At 44.5% G+C, this 6,231-nt stretch carries 7 protein-coding genes; 3 read left to right on the top strand and 4 right to left on the bottom strand.

The window, feature by feature from the left end; genetic code table 11:
- Nucleotides 1-296: 296 nt before the first annotated feature.
- The 3 genes from uspE to WA381_RS08695 all read left to right on the top strand — a co-directional run bounded on the left by uspE (nucleotide 297) and on the right by WA381_RS08695 (nucleotide 3,345).
- Nucleotides 297-1,220: a universal stress protein UspE gene (gene uspE / locus WA381_RS08705; protein WP_014949597.1), complete on the top strand. Its 924-nt coding sequence runs from the start codon at nucleotides 297-299 to the stop codon at nucleotides 1,218-1,220.
- 148 nt (nucleotides 1,221-1,368) lie between these two features.
- Nucleotides 1,369-2,322, top strand: a complete 954-nt coding sequence (gene ttcA / locus WA381_RS08700) for a tRNA 2-thiocytidine(32) synthetase TtcA (protein ID WP_014976625.1) — start codon at nucleotides 1,369-1,371, stop codon at nucleotides 2,320-2,322.
- Nucleotides 2,323-3,345, top strand: a complete 1,023-nt coding sequence (locus tag WA381_RS08695) for a patatin-like phospholipase family protein (protein ID WP_014979378.1) — start codon at nucleotides 2,323-2,325, stop codon at nucleotides 3,343-3,345.
- Nucleotides 3,346-3,359: 14 nt separating this feature from the next.
- Here WA381_RS08695 and WA381_RS08690 read toward each other — a convergent pair whose 3' ends face one another.
- The 4 genes from WA381_RS08690 to WA381_RS08675 all read right to left on the bottom strand — a co-directional run bounded on the left by WA381_RS08690 (nucleotide 3,360) and on the right by WA381_RS08675 (nucleotide 6,228).
- The gene (locus WA381_RS08690; protein ID WP_014976627.1) at nucleotides 3,360-4,007 is read right to left on the bottom strand and encodes a DUF2987 domain-containing protein; all 648 of its coding nucleotides are present in this window, start codon (nucleotides 4,005-4,007) and stop codon (nucleotides 3,360-3,362) included.
- Nucleotides 4,004-4,795 (bottom strand): glucosaminidase domain-containing protein, encoded by a 792-nt coding sequence (locus WA381_RS08685; RefSeq protein ID WP_014949601.1) that lies wholly within the window; start codon nucleotides 4,793-4,795, stop codon nucleotides 4,004-4,006. Before WA381_RS08685 ends, WA381_RS08690 begins: the two co-directional genes overlap by 4 nt.
- Nucleotides 4,788-5,519, bottom strand: a complete 732-nt coding sequence (locus WA381_RS08680) for a stress protein (protein WP_014949602.1) — start codon at nucleotides 5,517-5,519, stop codon at nucleotides 4,788-4,790. The genes WA381_RS08685 and WA381_RS08680 overlap by 8 nt, the downstream gene beginning before the upstream one ends.
- 82 nt (nucleotides 5,520-5,601) lie before the next feature.
- The gene (locus WA381_RS08675) at nucleotides 5,602-6,228 is read right to left on the bottom strand and encodes a LysE family translocator (protein ID WP_014949603.1); all 627 of its coding nucleotides are present in this window, start codon (nucleotides 6,226-6,228) and stop codon (nucleotides 5,602-5,604) included.
- Between the last annotated feature and the right edge of the window lie 3 nt (nucleotides 6,229-6,231).

Below are 6,231 nucleotides of genomic sequence, written 5' to 3'. Positions count from 1 at the left end.
GAGACTGATATCGGATTTTGAAGTCTTAAAACGATCGGTCAACCGATCAGGAAAATATTCTTAACTGATCGGCATTACGCACTAAGCGCGCTTTTTTGTAACCTGTGTTAGCCACCTATCTACCCTTTCAGCGCCACGCCGGTTGCTCCATATTCAATTCGGTGGGTTCACTCATGGTCGCCTCGTAAAATTCTTGATCTAAAACAACTTACGTTTTTCCCAATGTCGTTTATAGTTAGTATTAGAAAGCTTCGATTTCGACAGCCGCTACTAAGTTTCGTAGTTAGGGGGACGTTATGATTGAGTGTAAACGAATTCTGGCCGTGGTAGATGCCGAGCGCGATAACCAACCTGCACTAAGCCGAGCTTATGAACTCGCTTCAAAAACAGGTGCTTCAGTTACCGCCATGATGGTGGTATACGACTTATCTTATGATATGACGACCATGCTTAGCCCGGATGAGCGCGAGTCAATGCGCGATGCAGTTACAAAGGAGCATGCAAAATGGCTTGCCACCCACTTAAGAGAACAAGGATTCACTGAAACTGATATCGTTGTAGAATGGAATAATCGTGCGTATGAGTCGATTATTTACTACACCCTAAACAATCAGATAGATTTAGTGGTAAAGGCAACCAAAAAGCACGACGATCTTGCTTCTGTTATTTTCACCCCCACCGACTGGCATTTAATGCGTAAATGCCCTCGCCCAGTATTGCTCGTTAAAGAGCACGACTGGCCAGAAGGAGGAGAGATTATTGCTGCAGTAAACGTAGGCAGTGAAGACGATGAGCACGCCGCACTTAACGATAAGCTCACCCTCATTGCTAACGACTACGCCTCTTTATTGAAAGGGAGCGTAAATTTGGTCAACAGTTACCCTTCTACACCACTTAATATCGCCATAGAAGTGCCTGAGTTCGACCCCGATACCTATCACGACGCGGTAAAAAATCATCATTTAAAGGAAATGCGTAGTCACGCGTTAAAGTACGGTATTCCTGAGAACAAATGCGTAGTAAGAGAAGGCCTTCCGGAAAAGGTCATCCCGCAAGTGGCAAAAACACTGGATGCAGAGCTGGTTGTTATTGGTACCGTTGGCCGTGTGGGCATTTCAGCGGCCCTAATTGGTAACACTGCAGAACACGTGATCGACGAACTCAATTGCGATGTGCTTGCTATTAAGCCAGATGGATTTGTGTCGCCGTTGTCGGTGTAATCTTTTCATCAGTACCGCATAGCCCGTGTTTGCCGTTACTTAGCGGCCAACACGGTATGTCACCAACAAATTTAACTTCACAAGCATGGTCTCGAAAAGCCGCTTTAATGTATAATGGTGGCTTTATCACAAACCAAGCTAGTTAATTATGAGTTTAGGCACAAACAGTGCTGACGCGTCGCCATTAAATGCTGCGCAAAGTAAGCAAAAGTACAACTTCAACAAACTTCAGAAACGACTTCGCCGCAATGTGGGTAAAGCCATTGGCGATTTCGGTATGATTGAAAACAACGACAAAGTAATGGTGTGTTTATCTGGCGGTAAAGACAGCTACACCATGCTAGATATTTTATTGTTTTTAAAGAAGATTGCGCCTATTCACTTTGATATCGTTGCGGTTAATCTTGACCAAAAGCAGCCTGGTTTCCCAGAACATATCTTGCCTGAATATCTAGAAAGCATTGGCGTTGACTACAAAATTGTAGAAGAAGACACCTACTCTATTGTTAAAGACAAAATTCCAGAGGGAAAGACAACATGCTCTCTCTGTTCTCGCTTGCGCCGTGGTATTTTGTACCGCACGGCAAAAGAGTTAGGTGCGACTAAAATTGCATTAGGTCATCACCGCGACGACATGCTAGAAACGTTTTTCCTCAATATGTTTCATGGTGGCAAGCTTAAGTCTATGCCGCCAAAGCTAGTCAGCGACAACGGTGAACACATCGTTATTCGTCCATTGGCGTACTGCACAGAAAAAGACATCGAGAAATATTCTCAGGCCGCTGAATTTCCGATTATTCCGTGTAACCTTTGTGGCTCACAAGAAAACCTACAGCGCCAAAACATAAAGGCTATGCTTCAAGACTGGAACCGTCGCTTCCCAGGTCGTATAGAGTCGATGTTCCGTGCGCTTCAAAACGTAGCGCCTTCACACTTAATCGACAGCAACCTTTATGATTTTAAGGCTATAGCTACACAAGAAGGCCCGGTAGAAGACGGTGATATCGGGTTCGATGAACCTTCTTTCACTACAGAAAATAGTACGGACTTCAGTGATGAAGATAATGCTATTGAAGTAATAAACATTATGGAACCTAAGTAAATGAAAATTGGACTTGCGCTAGGTGCCGGTGCCGCAAGGGGCTGGACTCACATTGGCATAATTGAAGCATTAGAAAAACTCGGCGTAAAAATTGACGTTGTAGCGGGATGCTCTATTGGTGCCTATGTTGGTGCTGCCTACGCAAGTGGCAAGCTGGAAGGATTGAAAGAGTGGGCCTGTTCCCTCAGCGACTGGCAGGTACTTGCTCTTATGGGCGTAGGACTTAGACGCGGCGGCATTGCAAGCGGACAGAAGGTTTTCGACAAACTAGCAAGCGAGTTTTGTGAATCGACTTATGAAGACATGCTTAAGCCATTTGCGGCTGTGGCTACCGACCTTTATACAGGCCGTGAAGTGGTGTTTAACTCTGGTCCTATTGGAGACACCATTCAAGCATCCTGCGCTATTCCCGCACTTTTTGCGCCCGTAGCACACGGTGATCGTTGGTTGGTAGACGGTGCCGTTGTAAACCCTGTACCGGTGAACTTATGTCGCCAATTAGGGGCCGATTTTGTAATCGCGGTTAACCTTAACGCCGATTTCCGACCACTTCGTCTTGAAAAGTTGAGACAAGATCATGAAGAAAACCAGCGCAAAACTGAGGACTTTTTTACAAAGAGTCAAAACGTACTACGCCAATGGTTCTCCCCTGACAACAAAGAAGAAAAAGCCCTAGAGAAAAAAGATGAAAAAGACAGCGTCTCGGCTGGCAATGTAAAGACTGAAGAAGGCATTGCTTCTGATGTGATTGAAAAAGTGGAAGAAGAGTTGACCGAAGTCCCCGCTAAAGTGAACAAGCGAAACCCGCCGGGAATTATGAGCGTGATGAGCAGTTCACTTGAGATACTTCAAGCTCGCGTCACACGCTCACGCTTGGCTGGCGATCCGCCTGACATTCTTATTGAGCCTCAGCTTACCGACGTGGGTATTATGGAATTCCACAGAGCCGAAGAGCTATGCGCGAAGGGCGAAGAGACCATCGCGCGTTTAGCAGAGCAAATAAGGTATCAGCTTCTTACCTAATCCCAAATATGCATTTAGCTTGAAGCCATAGCGGTAACACGTAGCGGCGCATGAGGCAGTGTTAAGCCTTTTGCGTCGTTGATCCAATCTTGTTCTAGATGCAATACGCCGTTATTGATTTGCACACCTTGTGGTGTAATGAAATCTAAATTCTTGTCATCAAACTGAATCATCAAGCCCTTTACCGAAGGCATCATGAAAGACAAAAAACTTCCCATTTCATTAAAGAAAGCTTCGTACTGACCATACAAAAACGTAAGGTCGTCTTTTGTGTAATACTGCTTAAGATATTCCGGCTTGGTTTCAAGTTGTACCGACATATCACACACGTTCGCGCGTTCGTTTAAATCGATGCGAACCAGTGCGTTGGCAAGTTTCAGGGCCTTTTCAGTAGGCACCGTGAATCGCCCTTCACCACTCACTTCTAAGGGCATTGTTTTCTTATCGGTTACGATAGACGCTCCGTTAACTTCACATAAACGCCCTTCGCCAACACGAACAAACCCGAATGCAAACTGAAGTGCTTGGGTATCTTCATTATCCAGCTTTTTAACATGGCTATAGAAACGGCTGTACTCAACATCTATCGTTTCAGCAGCAACGGAAGAACTGCCTACACCAATAAACAGAGATGAAGCAAAAAATAAAGCAGCGCGTATCATTCGGATAAAAACTCCTCGTTAAATAGGATCATAGTTTGAAGCTCTTCAACATAAGCGGCTCCTCGCTCAGAATAGTTCATTAGCCCTTCAGCTAACGCAACACCAGTAATAGGAATTTGGTTTGCACGCAGTCGACTGCGGATCTCTCTTAAATCCGCATACGCGTCGTGGCGGTTTAAATTTCGCATGTAGGTGTACGTTGCACGCGACAAACTGTCGAATTTGGCAACTTCATGAGATGCCCCATCGTTTCGACGGTTAGGAACAAAACCACACCCCTTAGAGAAACACCATAAGCCAAAGAAGTTATAGCCCTTTCTTGCGAACCGGCTGGTGCCCCAAGCTGACTCATTCGCGGCTTGCACGAGCACGAGTTCGGCTGGTAGAACATCAATCTTTTGTAGCAAAGCTAGCAATTTTGATTTTAGCGGCTGCGTTGGCTTAACTCGATATTCCTCTTCTAACCATTCAAGCCTTGCCATATCTTCTTCAGAGAGCGTCTCGTTAGCTAACGCCTTTCTATATAAGGTTTGTACGTAATGTCTTAGCGTGAGTAGATACGCATTCTGCTTCTCTATTTCGGGGCGTAAATAGTTAAAAAATGCCTCTTTCTTCTCTTTTACATCTGTATAGGCAGAGAAGTTAGGCACCGGCTTTTTAGCTTCAACCGTTTGCGGTATATCTAAAATATCCGGTTCGTCCTCAGTAAAAATTATGGCGTTAATGACGATTACCGCCAATACGCCTAACGTAATAAGGACAATTTTAAAGGTTTCACGCTTATGCATCGAAGCTAGACTCATTCACATCGTTTTCAGATGCTTCCGTGCTTACTCCCTGCTCGCCAATCAGTTCCTGATAGAGCAAGCCCATCATACTAAAATAAAAAGGTAATACCCAAATAAGTGAAAAGCCCAGCGTTAATGGCACCGACACAAACAGTAAAAAGAACACACCAAATATGCTGGCAATTTGAGCCCAGTATGCATTAAATACGCGACACGACAGGATGATCGCACTAATTGGCGTTAACTTTCTGTCAGCAACCAACATAAGTGAAAAGGACGATGCTAAATAAAAATAAACGCCGGGTATAATAAGCAACATCATACCTAGTTGAACAAGAATACTGTTCACTAGCTGAGTTAGCGCCAGCAAAAATATCAAGGGGAAAAACTGGAATACGGTAAATACTGAAGTTTTAGTGCCGCGGGCAACAAAAACGCCCATCATATACAACCCCGTCAACAGCGGGGCAACGATGCAGATTGCAACAATTTCTATGATAGACTGATGCTCGAATACATAGGTCCCATCGTCATTTATTGTGATGTACTGCTGAGCAAATACACCTAACACGACAAACGTCAAAAATAGAACAACACTTCCCTGCAGCAATGATGAAAAGTTTGCCTTTGTTAAACCGGCAGCGCGGCGCAATAGACCTTTGGTATCAAATTGATACTGTTTAGACAACGTATTGTTCAGGCGGTCTTGGTTTACGTCTTTCACACAACTCTCTTATCTTTTTGAAAAATCGGCGGGATTATACCAATTCACAAAAACAAATGCCTGTTTGTAAGGTAAACAAACGTTAACCTAGTACTAATTTCGCAGCTAAACCGACGAGTAGCACCCCCATCGCACGGTCTAACCAATACCCTTTTTTACCAATAAGCTCAGCTACTTTACTGGTGCTCAAAAGGTATGAAAGAAAACAGAACCACAGTCCAGTAGCTATAGCTAAATAGATACCGTAGCCAAGTTTCACTGTAAATGGAGTATCAATACTAATAATTGCAGTAAACAATGAGAGGAAAAATAGCGTTGCTTTTGGGTTTAGTCCATTTGTGAGAAAGCCCATCCAAACTGCGCGCTTTGCAGATATGTGGGATGTTTTCTTTTCAGCGTTAACTGCCTGGTCCTGTTTTACAGGCCCGCTTCTAAGCGCACCAAACGCAAGGTACAGTAAATAAGCTGCGGCGGCATAGCTAAACGTGGTGAATAACCATGGAGTAGTTGCAATAACCACACTAAGCCCCACTAACGAGTAAGCCACATGCAGTAATATAGCTAAGCCAATCCCTATACTGGTGTACATGGCGATACGTCTGCCATAGGCCACGCTGTTTCGAACAACCACCGCGAAATCTGGCCCTGGGCTAGCAACAGCCACAAGGTGTACCAACGCAATGGTAAGAAACTCATTCATATACTGCATGTC

Origin of the sequence: Alteromonas sp. CH_MED4-4 (assembly GCF_037029575.1) — a bacterium.
Lineage (GTDB): Bacteria > Pseudomonadota > Gammaproteobacteria > Enterobacterales > Alteromonadaceae > Alteromonas > Alteromonas macleodii.
The sequence above is the reverse complement of the archived record's forward strand: the minus strand, read 5'-3'. Positions and strand labels throughout refer to the sequence as shown.

What these genes read in the sequence shown, in the direction of transcription:
- uspE (WP_014949597.1), top strand. Translation starts at nt 297, where the DNA reads ATGATTGAGTGTAAACGAATTCTGGCCGTGGTAGATGCCGAGCGCGAT.
- ttcA (WP_014976625.1), top strand. Translation starts at nt 1,369, where the DNA reads ATGAGTTTAGGCACAAACAGTGCTGACGCGTCGCCATTAAATGCTGCG.
- WA381_RS08695 (WP_014979378.1), top strand. Translation starts at nt 2,323, where the DNA reads ATGAAAATTGGACTTGCGCTAGGTGCCGGTGCCGCAAGGGGCTGGACT.
- WA381_RS08690 (WP_014976627.1), bottom strand. Translation starts at nt 4,007, where the DNA reads ATGATACGCGCTGCTTTATTTTTTGCTTCATCTCTGTTTATTGGTGTA.
- WA381_RS08685 (WP_014949601.1), bottom strand. Translation starts at nt 4,795, where the DNA reads ATGCATAAGCGTGAAACCTTTAAAATTGTCCTTATTACGTTAGGCGTA.
- WA381_RS08675 (WP_014949603.1), bottom strand. Translation starts at nt 6,228, where the DNA reads ATGCAGTATATGAATGAGTTTCTTACCATTGCGTTGGTACACCTTGTG.